Consider the following 22,561-nt stretch of genomic DNA (forward strand, 5'->3'; position numbering starts at 1 on the left):
GTTGACGCAAGTCGCCGGTTCCAGTATGGTAAGGGCAAAGAAGCACGGGCAATCATTGCCCGCCGAGCTAGGGGGGGCCTAAACAGATGGGTTTGTCGTTGTCGGCGAGGGCCCGGGGAATTGCTCCTTCTCCGACGTTGTCCATTGATGCGAAGACCAAGGCGATGGTCAGCCGCGGTGAACAGGTGATCAACCTCAGCGTGGGGGAACCGGATTTTCAGACCCCTCCCGAAGCCTCTTTGGCGGCGGTGGGGGCGATCGCGGCAGGGTTCACGAAGTACACGGCGGTGGCCGGCATTATGGAGCTGCGCCGGCGGATCATCCAGAAGTTGGAACAGGAAAATGGCCTGCGGTATGAGCCGGACGAGATTCTCGTCTCGGTGGGGGCGAAACATTCTTTATTTAACATTATGCTTACCCTGGTGGACCCTGGGGACGAGGTGATTATACCTGCTCCCTATTGGGTGACGTATCCCGAGCAAGTCCGACTGGCCGGAGGAGTCCCGGTGATCTTGCCGACTGATGAGTCCACCGGTTTTAAGGTGACGCCGGACCAATTGAAAGAAGCTTTGGGGCCAAAAACGAAGGCGGTGATCCTCAACAGCCCCAGCAATCCCACCGGAGCCGTGTATCGCCGGGAGGAACTGGAGGCTTTGGCGGAGGTTCTGCGCCCGGCCGATTGTTACGTGATCAGCGACGAGATTTATGAGAAGCTGATCTACGGCGTGGAGCACGTGAGTATCGCATCTTTGGACGAACAGATTTTTCGGAAGACCTTGGTGGTCAACGGCTTCTCGAAAGCCTTTTCGATGACCGGGTGGCGGCTCGGTTACACCGCCGGGCCGAAAGATGTGATCAAGGCCATGACCAGCCTGCAGAGCCAGAGCACGTCAAATCCCACATCCATCGCGCAAAAGGCGGGGGTGGTGGCCCTGGACCATTTTGATCCCGATGTGGTGGAGGAATTCCGAGCTCGGCGGGATTATGTGTTGGAGCGGCTCAGGGGGATGCCTTACATCTCCTGCGCGGAGCCGGAGGGGGCATTCTACTTGTTCCCGAACGTGTCGCGGCTGCTGGGGGGCCGGTATCGGGGTCAGACGATCGATACGTCGGACCGGTTGTGCGAATTGCTGCTGGAGGAGGCCCGGGTTTCCCTGGTCCCGGGTTCGGGATTCGGAGCGCCGAACAATATTCGGCTCTCTTACGCGGTGTCCCGGGTGGATCTGGAGATCGCCATGGAAAGGATGGAGGCGTTCCTCGGGGAAGTGGAGCACTAGAAAGAGGGGTTCGCCGGGAAAGAACCTTTGGCCCGGCGGAGATAGAACGGAACATGGGGCGCCCCGGAGCGGCACAGCCGTTTGCGGGGCGCCGTTTTAACACTGGTCGGAGCCCCCGATCCGCTCCTCGCCGTCCGCCCATAAGCCGTCTTGCCGAAGGTGGATCAATCCGGCCTGGTCCAGGGCTTTGCCCTCCATGCCGGGCGAAAAGGCCTTCCCTCCCCGGCGCCGCTGCCGTTGTGCCGTCAAGGGAACCCTCGACTCCCCGCCGCCCGTCTGTGCCTTCCGGATGATGGGTCTCCTGCATATTGACACCTCCGCCTTTAGAATCCCCCGGGAAAAGCGGGTGCATGTGCCAAAGGTTGGGCGGACAGTCCAGCACCCCAGGTCGCCTCCACCCATAGGATGGTGAGAGAAGCTGCGGGAAAGGGAGGTGGCGGTCGTGAAAAGTAGTCCTCGGTCGTCCAGGGTGCCGGCACCGCGCAGTCGGACGCCATCTCCGGCGCGCAAGTCGGGCCAAAGCCCCGGGACGGCGAAAAAATCGCTTAAAGCAGACCCGCCAGCCACATTGCCCTCCGTACGCCTGTCCCCTCGGTTTATCCAGGATTCGATCAACTCCCTTGGAAACCTGCGGAAGCTCACCAAGCAGGCGCTTCAGTATGTCCAGCAGGCCGATACGATGATCGAAACCCTGTTTTCCACAGCCAACTCGTTGAATGAATCTGGGATTCTGCAAAAATTGATCCAACACCGGGGGCGAAATTTGAGTACGGCGGATTTAGCCGCGATTCTCGGGGCACTGCTCAACTCCCCCATTGGAAACCGCTTGTTCGAGCGAATCGGCGGGGACGGTCAAGCCCCACCCCCGTCGGAGGGCTCGTGAGGAAAGAGAAACCCGGCCCAGGCCCTGGGCCTGGCACCGCCGCCGTGCTGTTCGGGAGACCGCGGCCGGAGATCGCCGGGGCTGCAAAGGACTTGGATCCATAAAACGAGGGTTGCACCCGTTGGGCGGGGCAACCCTCCTCGCATGATTACGGGACTTTCGGGATATATTTTTTCATTTCTTTGATGGTCGCGTCATCCACCCGATCGCCTCCGTATTTTTTCGCCAACTCTTCAACGGTCACCGGACGTCCGGTCCGGGTGGCGTCCTGGAAGGCTTTCGCAAAGGCATTGAGGCGGTCTTCGGACACCGGGATGTGGAACTGCTGGGCAAAACGCCGGGCCATTTCTTTGACGCGTTCGGGGTTCTGCCAGTCCTCGGGGCGGGCATTCTTCACGTCGTGGAGCATGTTGATCAGCCCGTCTTTGCCGACGCGCTTAATGTTTTCCTTGAGGATGTCAATCCCGTTTTTTGGGGCAGCCGCCTGCGTTGTCGGACCTGGACCTGGTGCCGGTGCCGGACCACGTCCCGCCGCCGATTTCCCTTGAGTTTTGGAATGGGTGGACTTCTTTCCTTTGGCCACGATGGTTCCTCCTTTCCGGGGCCACGGTTCATCTTCAATCTATGGGAACGAGAAGCGATTGGACTCGCATAAACGCCCGAGTTTTTGGAGCACAAGATCACAAACCACAGCCCGTCCTTGGGAGTCCGTCGTGCCATCCTCGCAGGCGGCATCATACAACGGAAAAGAACTGTGGGACGAGAAGTACAGGGGGCGAAAAGGATGGACACGTCGATTCCGGAGGTCTTGTTGGCAATGGGGGATTCGATCACCGCAGGAGTGGGAGCCGGGCGTCCTGACCGAAGCTACGTCGGTCAGTTAACGCGCTGCCTGCACGAGGCCACCGCAAAACCGTGGAGAACCTGGATGCTGGCCCGCCCGGGAATGCGGACCATCGACTTGATGCACCAGACCCGCCTGGAACCGCTCCCCCAAGCAAACATCGTGGTGATGACGATCGGAGGGAACGACCTATTGTGGAGGGCGGGGACGGTCATCGTCCGCCCGGACCGCCTGCCTGCACTCCTGGAGCAATCCCGCCGGAATCTGGCCGTGGCACTGGCGAGGGTGAAAACCCAGACAAGCGGTTGGGTGTTCCTGGGATCGGTGTACAACCCGTATCCTGAAAGTCATCTCGCCTCCTGGGCGGTGGCCGAATTCAATGAGCGCGTGATTTTTCCCCAGGCGGGCGGGCGCACAGTGATCGTGCCTCTGCACCTGTTGTTTGAAGGGCGGCAGCCCGAGTGGATTGAGGGTTATCGCCGGGGCCGGCTCGGAGATCGGCAACGCATCCCGTGGCGTCGCCCGGTGCACCCAAACCCTGCGGGCCATCGGGCGATCGCCGGGGCGTTCCTCAAGGCGATGGCTACGTCCGGGGCCATCCAACCGGCGCGGAATCCGGGGCGGCTGCATCCGGCATGATCCAGGCGTCGTGGATGCGGAGGGAGACGGCCTGCCCGGGGTGGAAACGGGGTTCTCCCAGGTCTATGATGGTAAATGTGCGATTTTGCCGGGCAATGGTGTAGGTGGAGGTCTGCCCGAGATAGCGAATCGACGTGACGACCGCCGGAGAGCTTTGGGTGCAAGTTGCTAACCAGCCCACCTTCCTCCCATGGCAGGACAAGAACATGAACACCCCGTTGAAGTTCGGTCAAGATCACGTGTAGAAATTCAAAAAAGGGGTAAATCAGGACAGGTCCCTGGGCGCATGAAGGCATTGCTGCAATAGAGGCACCAGGTCTCCCGGATCCACGGGCCGGCTAAACACATACCCTTGGTATTCATCACAACCGATGGAACGCAGAGCATCGCGCTGGGCGTCCGTTTCCACTCCTTCCGCCAGAACCCGCAGCCTCAGATGGTGAGCGAGGGTCACAATGGCCGTGACTATAGCCACATCGGCCGAATCGACGGGCATGTTCCGGATGAATGACCGGTCGATTTTCACTCGGTCCACGGGCAACTGTTTGAGGTAGTTTAAAGAGGAATGGCCGATTCCAAAGTCATCCAGAGCAATTTGGATCCCCGCGTCCCGAAGTTCACTCAGGATGCGGATGGCCGTCCCCGGATTGCGCATCACTGCACTCTCGGTGAGTTCCAACTCGAGGAATCGCGGTTCCAGCCGGGTCCTTTGCAGAATCTCCTGGACCATCTCCAGCAGGTCTTTTTGATGAAATTGCACCATCGATAAGTTGACGGCCACTTTCAAATGTTTAAACCCTTGTTCGTGCCACCTCTTCGTTTGCGCGCATGCCTGCTCGAGCACCCATCGGCCCAAAGGAAGAATCAGGCCTGTTTCTTCCGCCAAAGGGATAAAAGTCCCGGGCAGGATCACGCCTTCCTCCGGATCCAGCCAGCGGACCAGAGCTTCTACCCCCGTGATGCGACCGGAGCGAAAATCCACCTGAGGTTGATACGCCAAGGTGAACTCGTGCCGCTCTAGAGCCCGGCGAAGGCGATTTTCAAGGTTCAGCCGTTTCGCCGTCGCCGCATTCATCTCCGGGCGGTAGAATTGGTACGTCTCCCCGCTTTCTTTGGCCTGATACATGGCCGCATCTGCATTCTTGACCAGGATTTCCCCCCCCAGTCCGTCCCGGGGATATACACTGATGCCTACGCTGGCCGTGACGTACAGTTCGTGGCCGTCCAGCCGGAAAGGCTCCCGGAAAACGCCGGCAATGCGCTCTGCCACCTCCGCCACCTCTCGCTCTTCTCCCGACCTTCGAACCAGTACAATAAACTCGTCCCCTCCGAGCCTGGCCACCACATCTCCCGGACGCATGATCGCCACCAGACGCCCGGCCGCTTCCTGAAGCAGCCGATCCCCGACCCCGTGCCCAAGGGTGTCGTTAATAAATTTAAACCGGTCTAGGTCGAGAAAGAGCACGGCCAGATGGCCAGTATCCCCGGCTTCGTCAATGGCGGATTGCAACAAAGCCTTGAACCGGTTTCGGTTAAAGAGGCCCGTCAGAGGATCGTGATCCGCTTGATAACGAATCTGCTCCTCCATCTGCCTTCGCTGGGTGATATCTTGAAAAATGCCGACAAACTGAGTGGTATTCCCGGAGTCGTCCTTCACCGCACTGATCGCAATCTCTTCGAGATAGAAACGGCCATCCTTACGCCGATTCCAAATCTCCCCCCGCCAAAAACCGCTTTCTGTCAAGCTCTTCCACATCTTTTCATAAAATGCGCGGTCGTGGCGGCCCGAACTGAAGACATGGGGGGTCTGTCCAATCAACTCGGGCAAGGTGTATCCGGTGATTTCCGAAGCTCTGGGATTCACCGAAACAATTCGCCCGGTGGGATCGGTGATCACCACCCCCTGGGAAATGCTTTCCAGTACCCGGGAGGCCAGTCGATCCCGTTCTTCCGACATCCTCTTGGCAGAGATGTCGCGAAAAACAAGGACCACCCCCTGTATCCGTCCGTGATCATCCCGAATCGGGGCGGCACTGTCGTCGATAGGTACAGGGCTTCCATATCTCGGGATGAGCAAGGTGTGGTTGGCCAGCCCGATCTGCACCCCTTCTTGGAGAACCTTTGTGACGGGAACTTCCACCGGCAGGCGGGTCTGTTCGTTCAAAATGTCAAACACCTCGTGAATCGGACGTCCGACGGCCTCGGCAGAAGACCAGCCCGTGAGGGACTCCGCCACTGCGTTCATAAATTTGACCCGGCCCCCTTCGTCTGTGGCAATGACGGCATCCCCGATACTTTTTAGCGTGGTGAAAAGCCACTCCCGACTCTCGAAGAGCTCAGATTGAGAGCGTTGCAATTGACGAAACGGGGCATGAACGTTCTGGATAAAAATCGCCCGATAAAAAAAACCGTAACCCAGCACTTTGTAGATATGCCCGAGCAGGTTGTAAATATCTGTCACCTGAACGTAGCGGGTAAAAAAAAGCTCGCCCAGGGCCACGGCGACCAGCCCCACCATCATTCCTCCGCGGTCGATTGGATCCAGCTTTCCGGGGAGGCGAGCAATGGCGGCCATCGTGGCGATGTGCACCACCACAACTCCATATTCGAGGCCTATTTTCAACGGGGTCAAACCTTGTCCCGGTATGTATAAAGCAGGCAATTGATCCAGGCGAGTTGTAATTGCCCATGCAATCAGAAAAACAGAGAGAATTGCGCCCGTCGCCAATCCCCGTCTCACCCAGCGCCGGTACGGCCGCCCGGGCAACAAAGTGGCGATTAGAATCCCCACCGCTTCGATCAGGCGGGCCGCCATCCAGTAAGCAGTGGCCACCGGAGCGGCGCTCGGGCCGATGAAGTCGGGCATACCTTGATAGGTCAGCGTGTGCAGGACGTCCAACAGCCCAACGGCCAAGAATACGGAACCGAGAAATGCCATACTGCCGATACCATTCTCTCCCACACCGTGCCATCCTACGGAAAAAATCATCCAACTGATGGCGATTGATGATAGCTCAAGAAGAAAGTGCACGGAAATATACGGAAGCTTGTCAGGAAGATGGAAGGTGTCCGGGCAATGCCACATCGCGAAAAAGCCCAGAAGCATACTGCCCACCACCGCGATCAGAAGGGGTCTCGACAGCGGTTCAAGGGCGCTGCTCGCACCCCCTGTTGGTTCACCGTCGATCCTCATCTCCTCGCCACCCCCGTCTCTACCGTGGCATTGGCTCCTGTATATGTAGTTTTCATATCATTGCGTCCGAATCCCTGTTGTCGAATCGTGTCGAAGCTGTGAACGTTTTTAAAGCCAAAGGCTGCTGATCATCGGTGATAAGTGCCACCCCGAAGGATTTGGAAGGCCCTGTAGAGCTGCTCCAGGACGATCACCCGGGCCATTTGGTGGGGAAAGGTGAGGGGAGATAAAGACCAGAGGGCGTCTGCCCGCCGGGTGACCCGGAAGTGGAGGCCCAGAGTCCCTCCGACGACAAAGACATATCGAGCAGCCCCGCGGCTCATCCAGCCCTGCCATTGTTCCGCAAATTGTTCGGACGTCCAACGTCGGCCGTCCAAAGTCAACGCGGTCACCCAATCCCGATCCTTGATTCGCCCGAGAAGCGCCTCCCCCTCCGCGGCCAACACCCCATCGCGTTCGCCTGGACTGGGGGTTTTGGGCACGGGCTGGTCGGGCACTTCGTCGAGATAGACATCCGCATAAAAGGAAAGGCGCTTCAGGTAAGCCTGAGCGGCTTCCGCCCAGTATCGCTCTTTGAGTTTACCAACGGCGAGGATGTGGATCTGGATCGATGACACCCCCTGGCGTAAGCAGATAATCGGCCGCATCCCCACACCGCACACAGAGTGGCTTGGGGTTCGGAGTCAAGGAAATCGGTTCGAGGTTCGGCACATAACCGGTTTCCTCCAGGTATTCGTCGAGGACGTAATCCACGCATTCCCCACAAGCTGCCCAAGGGCGGGAGCCCGGGTCCTCCGTCGGCCCCGGAGAAACCCGGAGTCCGTCAGAATGGGACCGTCGGTTCATCGCTCCATCACCTACCAAGATTGTCGATTTGACCTCCCGGGATCAATGAAACCCGGGAAAGAAGACGGGTTGAAAATGGTGAAGGCCGGCACGAGCCGGCCTCTGTATACCAGGATGCAGACGATCACACTCCGCCTTCTATGAGGCAGCGGACAATTTCACATTCACCGTAAGCTTTTGCTGTCCGCGATAGAAGGTCACCGATACGGTATCTCCCGGCTTTTTCACAAACAGTGCCTTGCGCAAATCAGAGACGTTGTGCACAGGGGTGTTGTCGACCTGCACGATCACATCTCCCTCTTGCAGGCCCGCCGCAGCTGCTCCAGCGGTTGGCTGGCCGACGACCACGCCATAATCCACCGGGACCTGAGGCCGACTCTCAAGGGGCAACTCTTGCAGGGATACGGCAGTAATACCGAGGACCGGGCGGATCACCTTGCCATTGGTGATCAGTTGCTGAATGATGGGTTTCGCTTCGTTAATCGGGATCGCGAATCCCAATCCTTCCACCGGCCCCTGGGCGGTTTGGGTAATCTTCGAACTGTTGATGCCGATCACCTGACCTTCGATGTTGCACAGCGCTCCACCGCTGTTGCCCGGATTGATGGCCGCATCCGTTTGAATGACATCTTGCTCCCACACTACCTGGCCTTGACTATCGGTAATGGGCAAGGTTCGACCCGTGGCGCTGATCACCCCCACGGTCACTGTTTGACGAAACTCCAGACCCAGGGGATTGCCAATGGCGATCGCCGGTTCACCGGGCTGAAGCGTATCGGAATTCCCAAAGGTAGCCACCATATCCGCCTTGACCTGGTCAGCGGGGATGCGGAGAACGGCCAGATCGGTCAGCGGATCTGTGCCCACAATGGAGGCTTTCACTCGCTGTCCGTTCGCCAGCACCACCTCCACGGCGCTGGCACCTTCTACCACATGGTTATTCGTGACCACATAGCCCCGGGGGTCAAAAATCACCCCTGACCCCACCCCTTGGTCCTTTTGCACCATTTGACCACGCCAGAAGTCGGGCACCTTGGCCACGTTGACAACTCCGACAATGGCTGGCTTTACTTTATTCACCGCTTGAACGATCCCCGTGTCGACAGTATAACTCACGGTCTGTTGTACACCGGAAGGCGGTGCGAGATTCGTCCCGGGCGCTTGGGCGACCGGCAAATTCACTAGATGACTCCGTATCATCGCTGGAAGGAAAAGCATGGTCACAATCGACCCGATCATCGCGGACACCACGATCACGGCTAGCCACGACAGCGGCCCACGACGTCTGGGCCTCATGCCTTCTGCATCCGTATCGTAGAAACCCATCGTCAAACCTCCTTATCCCGAGCCGAGCATGCCCTTGACAGCCCGACTGCCTCCATTATACCGACTGGGAGCGCCCTTTCTCAATGAAAGAACGCATTCGTCGGCGAAGATTCAGTCCTTTGGAAAACCGATGGAGATCTGGTGGATTTGTTGTGTATAGAACCATCTGTCATGGACGACAATGCTGGTGTACGGGACTGAGAGGGGGAAACAAGTGTGGCGACACAACCAGCGCCCGACTGGGCGGCCCTGATTGCCGATCTCAAGGAAACAGAGTACCAGAATACCTTGTTATTGACCGCTTTATTGGAATGGTTGATCGAGTCGGGAGTGGCACAACGAGAGGAAATCCTTCGCAAGGTTCGGGAGTTGGACACCCGGGTCGGCCACGGCAGACCGAAGGCCCTCCAATCCGGAGATCACCCTACGGCATAAAGAGGCGTCGACTCGTGTCTCGGAGCCACCTCAATCGGAAGATGCTCCAGACCTTCCTGCATCAAAATGGCTCGTACCGCGGTTTTTGCGACTTCCGGCGCATTGTTTTCTTCACTCAGGTGGGCCAACACCACCCGGGTTGTCCGGTTGCCGATCACTTCGGCTAGGGTCTCCCCCGCCGCTTCGTTGGACAGGTGCCCTTTGTCCCCCAGGATTCGCCGCTTCAGGTGCCACGGATAAGTACCGGCCCGCAACATCCCGACATCGTGGTTGGACTCGAGAATATACGCATCCGCGTCGGCGATGGCGCCGCGCAAGCGGTCCCCGACAAAACCCAGGTCTGTGGCCAGCACGAGCTTTTTCCCGCCGTGGTGAAAGCAAAACATCACGGGTTCCCGGGCGTCATGGGAGACAGCGACGGGTTCCGCAGCAACCCCGCCAAAATAAACCACCTTTCCCGCAGTGAGCGTAAAACAGCGTTCACTGCCGACCTCGGTGGAAAGATCACCGAGTTCCGTCCAGGTCCCTCCGGTGGCCCAGATCGGCACCGCATGGCGCCGGGCAAACACCCGCAATCCATGGACGTGGTCCCGGTGTTCGTGGGTCACCACCACCGCCGTCAACTGGTCCGGGTTCACCCCGTGCTGCTGCAAAGAGCGGTCCAATCGCCGAGCGCTGATCCCCGCATCGATCAGGAGGCGCACATCGTCCGCCCAAACCAGTACCGCATTTCCAGAACTTCCGCTCGCCAGCACACTGAAAGAAAACACGCCTTCGACGCCTCCTCCGAAAACCTCACCCACGTCCCCTTCTATTGTGCCGGCGGGGGTCCGATTTGGCAACCCGTGCCGGGCAAGTCTTTGCAGTTGCGGACACCGTAATGTGGCCAGAGTCCCTAAAATACAGCTCAACGGGGAACACTGTGGTTGTAAGGGCAGGAAGTTTCGGCTTGACCACCCTTAGATCGGAGGGGGACACCATGGGCGAGCGATCGATCCTCGCATACTTTCGTTCTTTTGCAAGGGCTTCTCACGCGGCGAATACCCTGCGGCAACGAGGATTCTCAGAGGTGCAGCTAGCTTCCGTCAGCTCCTTTCCCGAAGGGCCGGCTCCTCTGCATCACACCACGATCTCTGGGCACATCCCTAGCCTCGCCAACCTCACCCTCGGAAACGGAGTTATCGACCGGGACGAAAGCCCTCTGGCGGCGGTCCATCCGTCGGCCTCGGGCATGGCGGACCAAGAGGACCCCGATGCCATCGGGACCAACTGGTTGGTCACCGCCGTCGTTCCCGACAATGAAACCGAAGGGGTGCTCAACCTACTGCGAAGTTTCGGGGCAAAAGTTTGATCAACCCAGCACCTCCTAGAAAAAAGGCCACCCTCCAGGACGGAGAGGTGGCTTTTCAATCGATTCAACCAATGGTGGCTCGGGACGGAATCGAACCGCCGACACGAGGATTTTCAGTCCTCTGCTCTACCGACTGAGCTACCGAGCCACAAAGGTCGACCCCGCGTCGACCCGGCGTTGGCGGAGCTGACGGGATTCGAACCCGCGATCTCCTGCGTGACAGGCAGGCGTGATGGGCCTCTACACTACAGCTCCAAGACATAAAAATGGTGGGCGGTACTGGGATCGAACCAGTGACCCCTCGCGTGTGAAGCGAGTGCTCTCCCGCTGAGCTAACCGCCCATCCCGATCTCCTGTTATCGCCGCACCATTGGTGGCGACGGTGCCGGTTCGGCACAGTCCGGTGTTGGTGAGCCATGCAGGACTCGAACCTGCGACACCCTGATTAAAAGTCAGGTGCTCTACCATCTGAGCTAATGGCTCTCATGCCCCGCAACCACCCAGCAGAGTGGCGGACGTCGACGACGGTTTATACTATACCACGCCCCCGGCTCAGATGCAAGACCCCAAGAGGATTTTTTGACTCCCTCGGGGTCTCCCATACCGACCGAAAAGGCTAGCGTCTGGACACAAAAATGTCCCCCAGGGCGATGGTCTGTTCACGGTTTGGCCCGGTAGAAATCAGCGAGAGCGGGGTGTCCACCAGTTCTGAAATCCGCTCTACATACCCTTTGGCAGCCTCGGGAAGCTCGTCGTAATTCCGGACGCCGTCGAGGTTTTCCCGCCATCCCGGTAACGTCTCGTAGATGGGTTCACATTCCGAAAGAACCCGCAGGCTGGCGGGGAATTCGTCGAGGACTTGTCCCCGGTATCGGTAGCCGGTGCAGATCTTCAACTCGTCGAGACCGGACAGAATGTCCAGGCGCGTCACCGCCAATCCGTCCAGCCCACTCACCCGGTGAGCGTGGCGAACCACCACCGCATCCAGCCAGCCGATGCGGCGGGGCCTACCCGTGGTCGTCCCGTATTCCCCCGCCCTGTCCCGAATTTCGCGGCCCACATCATCAAGCATTTCCGTGGGAAACGGGCCGTCGCCAACCCGGGTACTGTAGGCCTTTACCACGCCAATTGCCCGGTCAATCTTGGTCGGGCCCACCCCGGCTCCGATACACACACCGCCAGACACAGGATTGGAAGCGGTCACGTACGGGTACGTGCCGTGGTCAATGTCGAGCATACTGGCTTGGGCCCCTTCGAAGAGGATATCTCGGCCTTCGTCAATAGCGCGGTTAAGGACCACCGATGTATCCGCAATATAGGGCCGCAGCACCTCGGCATATGCCGCATACTCTTCGAGAATCTCCTTCAGGTCAAACCCTTCCACCTCATAGACTTTTTCGAAAAGGCGATTCTTTTGCGCCAAATTGTCGGCCAGTTTCTCCGCGAACACCTCGGGTTCGAGCAGGTCGCACATTCGAATTCCCACCCGGGCCGCCTTATCCATATAACAAGGACCGATTCCTTTGCGGGTCGTTCCGATCTTTCCGTTTCCCCGGCGTTGTTCCTCCAACTCGTCCAGTCGCCGGTGATAAGGAAGCACGACGTGAGCCCGATCACTGATTCGGAGGTTGCTCACCGACATGCCCCGTTGCTCAAGGTATCGAATCTCTTCCACCAGCGCGGCGGGGTCCACCACCATTCCATTCCCGATGACGCACAGTTTATCCGGATATAAAATTCCCGATGGAATCAAATGCAATCTGTACTCCTGACCATCTAGATAAATCGTGTGCCCAGCATTATTGCCGCCTTGATACCGGGCGACCACTTCAGCGCGTTGGGCAAGGTAATCGGTGATCTTCCCTTTACCTTCGTCGCCCCACTGGGTACCGACCACAACGACGGTTGCCACCCGCAGACACCTCCGTCTCTTAACCTGCCCCGTTGCGGGTTGCGCAACTCAGAGCGGTCACCGCCCCCAGTCTATCAGCCCCCGGCGTGCGTGTCAACGGAAGACCGAACGTTTCCCCATCATGCGCCGTCAATCGTTCGGGTTAAAGGGAGGCACGCCCAAGGCGACGAATGTAATAGAAGGGTAAATTACAGCTATGCGCCCATCTGCGGCCGCAGAGGGGGGAGCATTGTGGTTTCGGAAAAGTCGGAGCCATTGTTTGCGCTGGACATTGGGACGAGAACTGTCGTCGGGCTCACCGCCATTCCCGGAACAAAGGGATTAACGATCAAGGCGGTCGAAATTCTTGAGCATCAAACTCGTTCTATGTTGGACGGACAAATTCACGATATACCCCGGGTAGCCGAGCTGATCCGGCGTCTCAAGGCGCGGTTGGAGAAAAAGGTCGGTCCCCTTCGGGACGTGGCGGTGGCCGCCGCCGGTCGAGCGCTGAAAACCTGCCGGGGAAAGGCTGTTCGCGCTGTGAACGGTTCCCGGTTAGAGGCGGACGCGGTTCGCGGATTAGAATTAGAAGCGTTGGAGCAGGCTCGCCGAGAATTGGCGGGGGACGAAGAGTCTGCCGGCCGTTATCATTGTGTAGGTTATTCCGTCGTCGAATACAAACTCGATGGGACGACGATCGGCAATCTCCTCGGGCAGAGAGGACAGGAGGCCAGCACCGAAGTCATCGGTACCTTTTTGCCAAAGGTGGTGGTCGAATCGTTGGCTGCGGCCTTGGAAGCCGCAGATCTGCAGATGCGCGCCCTGACCTTGGAGCCTATCGCCGCGATCCACGCCCTCATCCCGGCCTCCATGCGAAAGCTGAACTTGGCTCTGGTGGACGTGGGAGCCGGAACCTCCGACATCGCCTTGACTGCAGAGGGTACGGTCGTCGCCTACGGAATGGTTCCCAGTGCAGGGGACGAAATTACTGAGGCTCTGGCGGAAACCTGGCTGCTGGACTTTGATACGGCAGAGACAGCAAAGCGGAACTGGCGAGATGCGGAGATCCGCTTTACCGACGTCCTGGGTCATAGCCGAAAAGTGCCGGGCCCGGAATTCGTTCAGTCTATGGCCCCCGCCGTGGACGGACTTTCAGAACTTATTGCCCGGGAAATTCTCAGCCTGAACGGCCGGCCCCCCGCAGCAGTGCTCTTGATCGGAGGAGGCAGCCTGACACCGGGGCTGCCGGAGAGTCTGGCCCGGAAGTTGGGCCTTCCCCAGGACCGCGTCGCTGTCCGGTCCGTGGATCATGTGGCAGGATTCGCCAGGATCCCGCCGAGACTCAAGGGGCCGGACGGTGTAACGCCCCTGGGAATCGCCCTGGCTGCCCTGGAACACCCGGTTCAGACCGCCACAGTTCGGGTCGGCAGTACGGAGGTACACCTGTTCGACTTTCGAGATCTCACGGTCGGGGATGCGTTGATTCAAGCGGGTATTCACATCCGTTCTCTATTCGGTCGCCCTGGCGCCGCGTTGACGGTGACCATCGGAGGAGAGAGGCGCGTTGTTCCTGGCTCACCGGGGTCGGGGCCGGAGATCCGGTTGAATGGTTCACCTGCCACGCTGGACTCGCCGGTCACAAGCGGGGATCATATCGAGGTACGACCCGGACAAAACGGGAAAGACGCTCGGTGCCGAATCGAAGATTTGATCCCGCCCCTACAAAGTTTGTCGGTGTACGTGAATGGTGTATCCCAGCCCGTGCCGCCGCGCGTGTTCATGAACGGACACCGGGTCAAACCGGACACCCAAGTGGTAGATCGGGCAATGATCGAGGCGTACATCCCCGAGCAGTTGCGGGATGTGCTTGAAGATGTCGGGAGACCCGAAGCGTTCTCCCAGCGAGAAATTCATTTTACATGGAATGGCAGGTCCGTTCAGTACGTTCATCCCAACTGGATCGTGACATTGAACGGGGTGGCGGCCGAACCGGGAACTGTCGTGGCCGCGGGGGATCGGATCGAGATTGTGGAAGCCCCGCCTCCGGTATTGGCGGATTGGCTCGTCACGAACCCGGAACGCAGTCCCGGGCGGCCGGCCCTCACGGTCACCGTCAACGGCCAGTTGGTACGATTGGACGGGGAAGATTATAGGGCGTTCCGGTGCAACGGGCGCCCGGCTGATCCCGGGACGCCGCTTCAAGACGGCGACGACTGGGTGGAGGTCTGGGACGAACAAGTTGGCGAATGGATCATCAGCGACCTGTTTCGAGTGATCGATCCCGAGGGGTTGCGACCTGCCGATGCCCGGTCGTTTCACGTGGAGGTCAATGGTGCCGAAGCGACATTCACCACGCCCCTTCACACCGGGGACAACGTGCGGCTCTACTGGAGATAGGCGTTTCCCCTCGCCGGGGTCCCCCGGTCAAGGGGTCCCCTCTCCCGCGGACACCCGTTCGAGGTTGACAAATTTATTGAAGTTCTTGAGGAATACCATCTCGACTTTACCTGTCGGCCCGTTTCGCTGTTTGGCAATGATGACTTCAATCACATTTTTGCGATCCGTATCTGGATCGTAGTAATCCTCGCGATAGAGAAACGCCACGAGGTCCGCATCCTGCTCGATCGATCCCGATTCGCGAATGTCAGACAAAAGAGGGCGTTTGTCTTGGCGCTGTTCTACAGACCTGGATAACTGGGAAAGGGCGATCACCGGTACCTCCAGTTCCCTCGCCAATGCTTTTAAACCCCGGGATATCTCGGAAATCTCCTGTTGACGATTGTCCGCCCGCCCCCTTCCTTGCATCAACTGCAGGTAGTCCACTACGATTAACCCCAATCCCCGTTCCGCCTTGAGCCGTCGACATTTTGACCGCATCTCCGCAATGGTGATTCCCGGGGTGTCGTCTACATAGATCGGCGCCTCAGATAGATTGGCCACGGCCATCGTGAGTTTCGGCCAATCTTGTTCATCCAGAAAGCCTGTCCGCAGCTTGTGAGCATCGAGATTGGCTTCGGCTGAAAGCATCCGCTGCACCAACTGCTCCTTGGACATTTCCAAACTGAGAATCGCCACGGGCAAACCGTAACGAACCCCGACATTCTGGGCAATGTTCAAAGCGAAGGCCGTCTTCCCCACGCTGGGCCGGGCCGCAACGATGATCAGGTCCGATTTTTGAAACCCAGAGGTCAGGCGGTCCAAGTCGGGAAACCCCGATGGGACGCCGGTGACTTGACCCTTATTGGCATATAGATACTCAATGCGCTCAAAAGCCTGTTCCAGAATATCCCGAATCGGAATGAAGCCGCGGACCACCCGGGACTGGGTGATTTCAAAAATCCGTTGTTCCGCTTCGTCCAGAAGGCCGGCGACATCTTCGGCGGGTTCGTACCCTTTCGCCGCGATTTGGGTCGCCGTACGAATGAGCTGGCGCAACACCGATTTGTCGTGCACCAGGTCGATGTAATGTTCAACATTTCCCGTCGCTGGTACAATATGGGCCAATTCGGCGAGGTAAGAAGCTCCCCCGCATTCATCCAGTTGGCCCGCATCCTGAAGGCGGGCAGTAACTGTAACGAGATCCACAGGGTCCCCGTGAGAGGACACCTCCGCCATCGCCCGAAAAATCTTTTGATGGGCCGAGCGGTAAAAATCCTCAGGTGTCAAGCGCTCCAGAGCCAAGTGAAAGGCGGCCCCGTCCAACAGAGCCGCACCGAGGACCGCTTGTTCCGCTTCAACGCTTTGGGGAGGAACCCGGTCTTGCATGCTGTCGCTCACCGTTCATCCCTCGCCGTTACACGGGAAGCACGCGAACCCGAATATCCGCAGTCACTTCAGGATGAAGCCGAACCCGCACCGTCACTGTGCCCGGGTGGCGAATCGGCTCCTCCAGTTCAATTTTGCGCTTATCCACCTTGAGGCCTTGCGCCGCCAGAGCTTCGGCGATTTGCTTCCCGGTGACGGCACCGAAAAGTCGACCGTTTTCGCCAGACTTGGCCGTAATCTCCACGACGAGGCCGCTTAGTTTGTCCGCGGTTTCTTTAGCTTGGCGCAGACGTTCGGCCTCCTGCGCCTTTCTATGCTCCACCCGGGTCTGTAAAGCGCGGAGATTCGCTTCCGTCGCCTCCACTGCCAGTTTTCGCGGAAGGAGATAGTTGCGGGCATACCCTTCGGACACGTCTTTGACATCCCCAGCGTTGCCCTGGCCTTTGACGTCTTGCAGAAAAATAACCTTCACCACTGACCCCCCATTCGCCGCTTCCGGAAAATTAACGGCCTCTCAAGTGATTTTCAACCGCCCCGAGGTCTCCGAACCAGGTTTCAGCCTCGTGACCGATTTCCTTTGTTTTTGTTAACTTTTCCAGTGCTTTACGATCAATCTCCCCAGGGGAGAGGCCAACCCGACGCGCCAGGATATAAACACTGATCAATATGCCCGACAAAGCGTCGGCGATCAGCCCCTCAGCCCCAGTATGACATGCCCGAAACAGAGCTGACACCTGGTCGAGTAACTCAATCTTTATCCATTCCATCAACTTCACTTGTCGACCGATGTCCACGTCCCGGCGAAAGGTCGCCACGGGTGCCCCTCCCCTCTCAAGCCTCAGATAAAAGGATTCAACATCGCCCCCTGAATTCCTCCTGCATCCGCGAAGGCCGACCTGACACGAGCGCCGCCCCGGCATATCTTGAGTTTCCGCGTACATGCTAGGGGTGTACACGGAGATCCCTGAAAGGAGCGGGAAATGTGTTCCATGACTTTCTGACACCTTCGCGATATCCAGCAGACTCGATGGGACGTGCGGTCGCCGAGGCACCATCCCCCCGCCCCACTCCTCAACAGGCCGACCCCTCCTTGACCGTAGCCGAAGTGTTGCTGCAAGAACTATCTTTGTGGGGGGTCGAGCGGATTTATGGTGTGGCCGGAGACGCTGTCCTCGGGTTTTTGGACGCGGTTTCAAAACAGGCGCAGGTTCGCGTCATCCCTGTCAAGCATGAATTCCACGCAGGGATCATGGCCTCGGCCGAGGCCAAACTCACCGGTAAGGTTGGTGTGTGCTTCGCCACCATGGGACCCGGGTTCATGAATCTCCTGAACGGGTTGGCGGACGCGCATTTGGACCGTACGCCGGTTGTGGCCATCACCGGCCAGGCTCCGGTCAAGCAAATCGGCGGCGACGAGAATCAAGTCATTGACCAACAGGTCGCCATTCAGCCAATCGCCCGGTATAGTTCACTGATCGTCCATCCCGATGCCGCCGTCGATAGAATGTACAAAGCCCTTCACCTCGCCAGAACCCATGGCGTCGTCACCCATTTGTCGGTCCCCTCCGACCTTTTTGAGCAGTCACAGGCCCAACCCCTGCGTCCCCCGGTTCCGTGGATTCACGGTCAGGTGGCCTTTTCTCGGGATTTGCTTGAGCCGGTGCTCGGGGTTATGCGGAGTTGCCGCCGTCCGATGATCGTCGCCGGCGAGGGCGCATGGTCCGCTCGCCCAGATCTTCCCCGGCTCACACAGCGATGGGGCGGCGGCTTGGTGACCACTCTAGGGGGCAAAGGTGTCGTGGATGAAGGATTTCCCTTTCACGTCGGCGGCCTCGGGGAAGGAGGAAGCCCGGAGGTGCCTTGGCTTCTTCAGGAGTCTGATCTCATTCTTCTGATCGGGAGCACCTATTGGCCGGAAGGATTCGTCCCTCGCCAGCCCAGGGCCATCCAAGTGGACACGGCCCCCGAGAATCTGGGACAGCGGGTGCAGGTCGAGTACGGAATTGTCGGGGATGCCGGATCGGTGGTGGCTTTATTGGCCGACGCCCTGTCTGACCATCGGCCGGATCAGGAGTGGATCGACCGCGTCCAGGCGGCTCACCGGCAGTGGAAGGAAACGGTGGAACGGGAAAGCGAGTTTGATGGAAACCCCTTGCCACCCCAACGAGTAATGGGGGCACTGTCTACACATATCCCTCCCGATGCGATCATCACTGTGGACACCGGTGATCACACCGTCTGGTTCAACCGAAATTTTCGTTCCCGGGGCCAGACTTTGTTGTATTCCGGGGATTGGAGAACGATGGGCTTTGGCCTACCCGCAGCTTTGGCAGCCAAATTAAGCCAACCTCACCGGCCCGTCGTTGCTGTGGTGGGAGACGGTGGGCTGGCCATGGGGTTGGGGGAGTTGACGACCGCGGTCCAGGAAGGAACCCCCATCACTGTGGTTCTGATGAACAACGGTTCTCTTCAGATGGAAAAAAGCAAGATGATCATGCGCGGATATGGCCAGGCGGGCGTCGACCTGACCAATCCCGATTTCGTCAAAGTCGCCGAAGCCTCGGGATGGCGAGCTGAACGCGTCCGGGATGCCACTCAGTTAGAAAGGGCCCTGGTCGACTCCCTCGCTGATCCAAAGCCCACTCTTCTCGATATACCGGTTCAAGGTGTCGTCCCGCCCCTAACCGGGCAGAAACCCCTTGGCTCATCGTAGAGCCTTGCTCGTACGCATTCCCTGCGAGAAGGGGCGCCCGGATCAGCCCGCACGCCCCTTCTTGTCTGTATGGATCCTGATGCGTTATTCCACCGTGTAAGGCAAAAGCGCAACCTGCCGGGCCCGCTTTACAGCCACAGTCACCTGACGTTGGTGACGAGCACAATTGCCCGAGATCCTCCGAGGGAGAATCTTGCCGCGCTCAGTCATGTATTTCCGCAGCCGGTCGGCATCCTTGTAATCCACCCGATCGATCTTGTCCACACAAAAATTACATACGCGTCGCCGCTTACCTCCTCGGCCCTTGCGCGCCATCGCAAAACCTCCCTTCTCTTAATTCGTCTTAGCCGTTTCCTCCATTTAGAAGGGGAGATCATCTTCAGAAATATCGATCCGCGTGGCGTCTCCCTCGAACGGATCATCCATGCCCGTGCTCCGGGTACGGGCCTCCTCCGGCCACCCGCTGCCTGAGGCCGGTGGGGCACTCGGCCCGCCCTCCCGATCACCCGCACGGTCCAGGAAACGAACATTGTCGGCCACCACTTCCGCCACCCGCACGCGTTGCCCTTCGCGATTCTCGTAGCTGCGAATCTGCAATCGGCCTTCCACCGCAGCCAGTCGTCCTTTGCGTAGGTACTGGGCGCAGAGTTCGCCGAGTTTCTGCCAAACCACAATGTTAATAAAATCTGTCTCCCGCTCTCCCATCTGGTTGAGGCGAGGCCGGTCGACAGCCAACGTAAAATGGGCCACCGGTGTCCCTGATGGCGTGTACCGCAACTCCGGATCCTGGGTTAGGCGGCCAATCAGAATGATGCGGTTGAGCATGGGAGATCCCCCCGTGTCACTCGTCCTCGCGTACGACGATGTACCGGAGCACTGGCTCGGAGATGCGGAGCACTCTCTCCAACTCCTTCGGCACTTCGGTATCCGACGCGAACTTCATGAGCACATAATATCCTTCCCGGTGGCCTTCAATCTCGTAAGCCATGCGGCGTTTGCCCCAGGTATTGACTTCCTGGAGTTCCCCCCCGGCCGCGGTGACCACCTCAGCAAGCCGCTTGACCTGGTCCGCTGTCACTTCTTCCTCCAAGTCAGGGCGAAGGATATACAGTGTCTCGTAGTTACGCATAGTCAGTCACCTCCTTGTGGACAATGGCCCCCGTGGGAGCAAGGAGGATTGGGCGAATCAATCCGCCACAAAAACCCTCTGATCATCTAGTCTACCACGTCAGACACACGGTCGCAACCGCCGGGGTTTTCTTTTTCTAACACAACCTGTGGATCGGATCTTTCAGACATTGAAGCGAAAATGCATCACATCTCCGTCCTGAACCACGTAATCTTTCCCCTCCAGCCGAAGGAGACCCTGTTCCCGGGCCGCCACTGTGGACCCGGCTCGGACGAGGTCCTCGTAGGAAACGACCTCTGCTCGAATAAACCCGCGTTCAAAGTCGGAATGGATCACGCCCGCCGCTTGGGGCGCTTTTGTCCCTTTCACGATGGTCCAGGCTTTCACTTCTTTTTCTCCAGCGGTAAAATACGTGATCAACCCCAACAGCTTATACGCCGCCCGAGTGATGCGGTCAAGGCCGGACTCTTGTAATCCCGCCTCGGCGAGGAAAAGATCCCGGTCTTCACCTTCAAGTTCCGCGATCTCTGCTTCTAGCCGAGCACTGACGGGAATCACCTCCGCCCCTTCCACCCGGGCGCGCCGGCGCACTTCCTGGACCATCGGATGCTCCCAGGCCGTGGCCACATCCTGTTCATGCACATTGGCGACATAAAGGACGGGTTTGGCCGTTAGAAGATGAAGATCGCTCAAAAACTTGCTTTCTTCCTCAGACCAGGCTTGTCCCCGGACGCCTTTTCCCTCTTCCAGGAGGCGCTGAATTCTTTCAAGTAGCGCCAACTCCCAATCATACCGTTTATCGCCGCTTTTCCTCAATCGCCGAGTTTTCTCGATCCGGCGTTCAACCGTCTCCAGGTCGGCCAAATTGAGTTCAACATTGATCGTCTCGATATCGTCAACGGGGGAAACGCGGCCGGCGACATGGGTGATGTCCGGGTCTTCAAAACACCGGACGACATGGACAATGGCGTCAACCTCTCGGATATGAGAGAGAAACTGGTTTCCAAGGCCTTCCCCATGGCTGGCCCCTTTCACGAGCCCCGCAATATCGACAAATTCAAAAACCGCAGGCACAACTCTGCCCGGATGGAACAACTCCGCCAGGCGCACCAGGCGTCCATCGGGAACCTGGACCACCCCGACGTTGGGATCGATCGTACAGAATGGATAGTTCGCCGTTTCTGCGCCAGCGCGGGTGATGGCGTTGAACAACGTTGATTTGCCTACGTTCGGTAAACCCACAATTCCTGCTTGTAATGGCATCTTTACGCTTCCGGCCGCTCTCCGGCCGGCCCCCTTTCTCAGACCCATGGTAATGAGCGTATCCGTCCAGCTTGGCCGGGGCGTTCTGATCAATAAGCCCCAAGGGCCGACTCCGCTCGGATCAGTCAGTCTCCGGTTTTCGCACTCAAACCCGGTCCACCCGGGCTGTCGAGTTGTTCCGTGCGAATCACGCGTTTCAGGTTTCGCTCAAACTTCGCTCGGGGCAACAAAACGCTTCTCCCGCAGTGTACACATTTGATCCGGATGTCCATCCCCATGCGGATAATGGTCCAGGCGTTTGTTCCACAGGGGTGGGTCCGTCTCATTTCAACGACATCGCCGAGCTGATACTTCTTTTCCATGGTCCCTGCACCCCTCCGGCACCTCGGCATCCGCTTCGTATTCAGTCTACTGTTTCTAGGCTTCCCTGTCCATGGGAAGTGGACCCCATAGTTACCCGCCAAAAGGTGAGGGCGAGCCCAATAGGGTGAACCATACGCTATTTTTCACCCACGGAAGGAGGGCTGCAAACTCCGGGTTGCGAGTGAGACGAAAGGCTATCCGCCATAGGCCGTAGTAGATCCCCGTATAGCCCGCAAGAGAAAGGAGAGCGCCAATCAGATTAGGATGGATGGCACCCGATCGCGGACGCTCAATGGCCCCAAGTGCGACGTGAATGGCGGAAACAATCAGAAGCGCGGCAAGGAAGATGGTCAGCCCACCGGCGATGAAGGTTGCGCTTTCACGCAGAGACGGGAGGGGGTTTGCGGCAGTTCCGGAGCCTGCCGGCCAGGCGGTGCCCGGAATCGCAGTGAGATTTGCCGCCCATGCTCCGATGGCCTCGACGGTGCGCCGATCGAGGTGAAGCCACGTCCAACCTCCGGTGACGAGCAAAGCGGCCGTAGAGGCCATCTCCAGAAGGATGCGCTTGGTACTAACCCCCAGCCCACGCATTGTCACCCATGCCATAGCAATCCACAGAGGCGCGTCCATCCAAGTCCCC

24 protein-coding genes and 4 tRNA genes are annotated in these 22,561 nt (G+C 58.6%); 7 read left to right on the forward strand and 21 right to left on the reverse strand.

All coding sequences use genetic code 11. From position 1 onward, the window contains the following. The first annotated feature begins 86 nt into the window (after positions 1-86). Positions 87-1,277, forward strand: coding sequence for a pyridoxal phosphate-dependent aminotransferase (locus CVV65_RS16260; protein ID WP_100669033.1), 1,191 nt, complete (start codon positions 87-89; stop codon positions 1,275-1,277). A gap of 96 nt (positions 1,278-1,373) precedes the next feature. Here the strand turns inward: CVV65_RS16260 and CVV65_RS16860 are convergent, their stop codons facing one another. Next, the gene (locus CVV65_RS16860) at positions 1,374-1,526 is read right to left on the reverse strand and encodes a hypothetical protein (RefSeq protein WP_157935573.1); all 153 of its coding nucleotides are present in this window, start codon (positions 1,524-1,526) and stop codon (positions 1,374-1,376) included. 193 nt (positions 1,527-1,719) lie between these two features. Between CVV65_RS16860 and CVV65_RS16270 the strand changes: the two genes are divergently transcribed. Continuing rightward, complete coding sequence (locus CVV65_RS16270) at positions 1,720-2,160, forward strand: hypothetical protein (protein ID WP_133121343.1); 441 nt, start codon at positions 1,720-1,722, stop codon at positions 2,158-2,160. A 148-nt stretch (positions 2,161-2,308) separates the two neighbouring features. Here CVV65_RS16270 and CVV65_RS16275 read toward each other — a convergent pair whose 3' ends face one another. After that, on the reverse strand, positions 2,309-2,743 hold the full coding sequence (locus tag CVV65_RS16275) for a hypothetical protein (protein ID WP_100669036.1): 435 nt from the start codon (positions 2,741-2,743) through the stop codon (positions 2,309-2,311). A 201-nt stretch (positions 2,744-2,944) separates the two neighbouring features. Between CVV65_RS16275 and CVV65_RS16280 the strand changes: the two genes are divergently transcribed. Further along, on the forward strand, positions 2,945-3,643 hold the full coding sequence (locus tag CVV65_RS16280; RefSeq protein WP_100669037.1) for an SGNH/GDSL hydrolase family protein: 699 nt from the start codon (positions 2,945-2,947) through the stop codon (positions 3,641-3,643). On the opposite strand, the gene CVV65_RS17505 is transcribed toward CVV65_RS16280, so the two are convergent. The 4 genes from CVV65_RS17505 to CVV65_RS16295 form a co-directional block, all read right to left on the reverse strand. Beyond that, positions 3,588-3,851: a TOBE domain-containing protein gene (locus tag CVV65_RS17505; protein ID WP_133121344.1), complete on the reverse strand. Its 264-nt coding sequence runs from the start codon at positions 3,849-3,851 to the stop codon at positions 3,588-3,590. The genes CVV65_RS16280 and CVV65_RS17505 overlap by 56 nt on opposite strands. Before the next feature lie 57 nt (positions 3,852-3,908). Next, a complete protein-coding gene (locus tag CVV65_RS16285; RefSeq protein ID WP_100669038.1) occupies positions 3,909-6,836 on the reverse strand; it encodes a bifunctional diguanylate cyclase/phosphodiesterase in 2,928 nt (975 codons plus the stop codon). A 128-nt stretch (positions 6,837-6,964) separates the two neighbouring features. Continuing rightward, complete coding sequence (locus CVV65_RS16290; protein WP_232796661.1) at positions 6,965-7,483, reverse strand: 23S rRNA (pseudouridine(1915)-N(3))-methyltransferase RlmH; 519 nt, start codon at positions 7,481-7,483, stop codon at positions 6,965-6,967. A 337-nt stretch (positions 7,484-7,820) separates the two neighbouring features. Beyond that, complete coding sequence (locus CVV65_RS16295) at positions 7,821-9,008, reverse strand: S1C family serine protease (RefSeq protein WP_100669039.1); 1,188 nt, start codon at positions 9,006-9,008, stop codon at positions 7,821-7,823. Between the two features lie 216 nt (positions 9,009-9,224). On the opposite strand from CVV65_RS16295, the gene CVV65_RS16300 reads away from it, so the two are divergent. Further along, the gene (locus CVV65_RS16300; protein ID WP_133121345.1) at positions 9,225-9,443 is read left to right on the forward strand and encodes a hypothetical protein; all 219 of its coding nucleotides are present in this window, start codon (positions 9,225-9,227) and stop codon (positions 9,441-9,443) included. On the opposite strand, the gene CVV65_RS16305 is transcribed toward CVV65_RS16300, so the two are convergent. Further along, positions 9,428-10,213, reverse strand: a complete 786-nt coding sequence (locus tag CVV65_RS16305; protein WP_100669606.1) for an MBL fold metallo-hydrolase — start codon at positions 10,211-10,213, stop codon at positions 9,428-9,430. The genes CVV65_RS16300 and CVV65_RS16305 overlap by 16 nt on opposite strands. 209 nt (positions 10,214-10,422) lie before the next feature. Here CVV65_RS16305 and CVV65_RS16310 point away from each other — a divergent pair, with 209 nt between their 5' ends. After that, a complete protein-coding gene (locus CVV65_RS16310; RefSeq protein WP_100669040.1) occupies positions 10,423-10,794 on the forward strand; it encodes a hypothetical protein in 372 nt (123 codons plus the stop codon). Between the two features lie 72 nt (positions 10,795-10,866). Here CVV65_RS16310 and CVV65_RS16315 read toward each other — a convergent pair. From CVV65_RS16315 to CVV65_RS16335, 5 genes are all read right to left on the reverse strand, one after another. Continuing rightward, positions 10,867-10,942, reverse strand: a tRNA-Phe gene (locus CVV65_RS16315). 30 nt (positions 10,943-10,972) lie between these two features. Beyond that, positions 10,973-11,049: transfer RNA gene (locus CVV65_RS16320), tRNA-Asp, on the reverse strand. A 12-nt stretch (positions 11,050-11,061) separates the two neighbouring features. Continuing rightward, a tRNA-Val gene (locus CVV65_RS16325) sits at positions 11,062-11,136 on the reverse strand. Positions 11,137-11,201: 65 nt separating this feature from the next. Further along, positions 11,202-11,277: transfer RNA gene (locus tag CVV65_RS16330), tRNA-Lys, on the reverse strand. A gap of 133 nt (positions 11,278-11,410) precedes the next feature. Further along, a complete protein-coding gene (locus CVV65_RS16335; protein ID WP_100669041.1) occupies positions 11,411-12,706 on the reverse strand; it encodes an adenylosuccinate synthase in 1,296 nt (431 codons plus the stop codon). A gap of 231 nt (positions 12,707-12,937) precedes the next feature. Between CVV65_RS16335 and CVV65_RS16340 the strand changes: the two genes are divergently transcribed. Beyond that, positions 12,938-15,085 carry a cell division protein FtsA gene (locus CVV65_RS16340; RefSeq protein ID WP_100669042.1) on the forward strand — a complete coding sequence of 716 codons (2,148 nt, stop codon included), beginning with the start codon at positions 12,938-12,940 and terminating at the stop codon, positions 15,083-15,085. A gap of 27 nt (positions 15,086-15,112) precedes the next feature. Here the strand turns inward: CVV65_RS16340 and dnaB are convergent, their stop codons facing one another. Genes dnaB through CVV65_RS16865 form a run of 3 tightly spaced genes read right to left on the reverse strand, consistent with a single transcriptional unit; the run spans position 15,113 to position 17,268 of the window. Beyond that, on the reverse strand, positions 15,113-16,453 hold the full coding sequence (dnaB, locus tag CVV65_RS16345) for a replicative DNA helicase (protein ID WP_407928410.1): 1,341 nt from the start codon (positions 16,451-16,453) through the stop codon (positions 15,113-15,115). Positions 16,454-16,481: 28 nt separating this feature from the next. Then, positions 16,482-16,925 (reverse strand): 50S ribosomal protein L9, encoded by a 444-nt coding sequence (gene rplI / locus CVV65_RS16350; RefSeq protein WP_100669044.1) that lies wholly within the window; start codon positions 16,923-16,925, stop codon positions 16,482-16,484. 31 nt (positions 16,926-16,956) lie between these two features. Beyond that, a complete protein-coding gene (locus CVV65_RS16865; protein WP_157935575.1) occupies positions 16,957-17,268 on the reverse strand; it encodes a MazG-like family protein in 312 nt (103 codons plus the stop codon). A gap of 275 nt (positions 17,269-17,543) precedes the next feature. On the opposite strand from CVV65_RS16865, the gene CVV65_RS16360 reads away from it, so the two are divergent. Next, complete coding sequence (locus CVV65_RS16360) at positions 17,544-19,166, forward strand: thiamine pyrophosphate-binding protein (RefSeq protein ID WP_198592068.1); 1,623 nt, start codon at positions 17,544-17,546, stop codon at positions 19,164-19,166. 84 nt (positions 19,167-19,250) lie between these two features. Here the strand turns inward: CVV65_RS16360 and rpsR are convergent, their stop codons facing one another. The 6 genes from rpsR to CVV65_RS16390 form a co-directional block, all read right to left on the reverse strand. After that, positions 19,251-19,481 (reverse strand): 30S ribosomal protein S18, encoded by a 231-nt coding sequence (gene rpsR / locus CVV65_RS16365; protein WP_013077189.1) that lies wholly within the window; start codon positions 19,479-19,481, stop codon positions 19,251-19,253. A 45-nt stretch (positions 19,482-19,526) separates the two neighbouring features. Continuing rightward, a complete protein-coding gene (gene ssb, locus CVV65_RS16370) occupies positions 19,527-19,991 on the reverse strand; it encodes a single-stranded DNA-binding protein (RefSeq protein ID WP_100669047.1) in 465 nt (154 codons plus the stop codon). 16 nt (positions 19,992-20,007) lie between these two features. Next, a complete protein-coding gene (gene rpsF / locus CVV65_RS16375) occupies positions 20,008-20,295 on the reverse strand; it encodes a 30S ribosomal protein S6 (protein ID WP_100669048.1) in 288 nt (95 codons plus the stop codon). A 162-nt stretch (positions 20,296-20,457) separates the two neighbouring features. Further along, positions 20,458-21,558: a redox-regulated ATPase YchF gene (ychF, locus tag CVV65_RS16380; protein WP_100669049.1), complete on the reverse strand. Its 1,101-nt coding sequence runs from the start codon at positions 21,556-21,558 to the stop codon at positions 20,458-20,460. Between the two features lie 125 nt (positions 21,559-21,683). Further along, positions 21,684-21,920, reverse strand: a complete 237-nt coding sequence (locus CVV65_RS16385) for a DUF951 domain-containing protein (RefSeq protein ID WP_100669050.1) — start codon at positions 21,918-21,920, stop codon at positions 21,684-21,686. 91 nt (positions 21,921-22,011) lie between these two features. After that, positions 22,012-22,551, reverse strand: a complete 540-nt coding sequence (locus CVV65_RS16390) for a hypothetical protein (protein WP_100669051.1) — start codon at positions 22,549-22,551, stop codon at positions 22,012-22,014. Between the last annotated feature and the right edge of the window lie 10 nt (positions 22,552-22,561).

Source organism: Kyrpidia spormannii, assembly GCF_002804065.1.
GTDB lineage: Bacteria > Bacillota > Bacilli > Kyrpidiales > Kyrpidiaceae > Kyrpidia > Kyrpidia spormannii.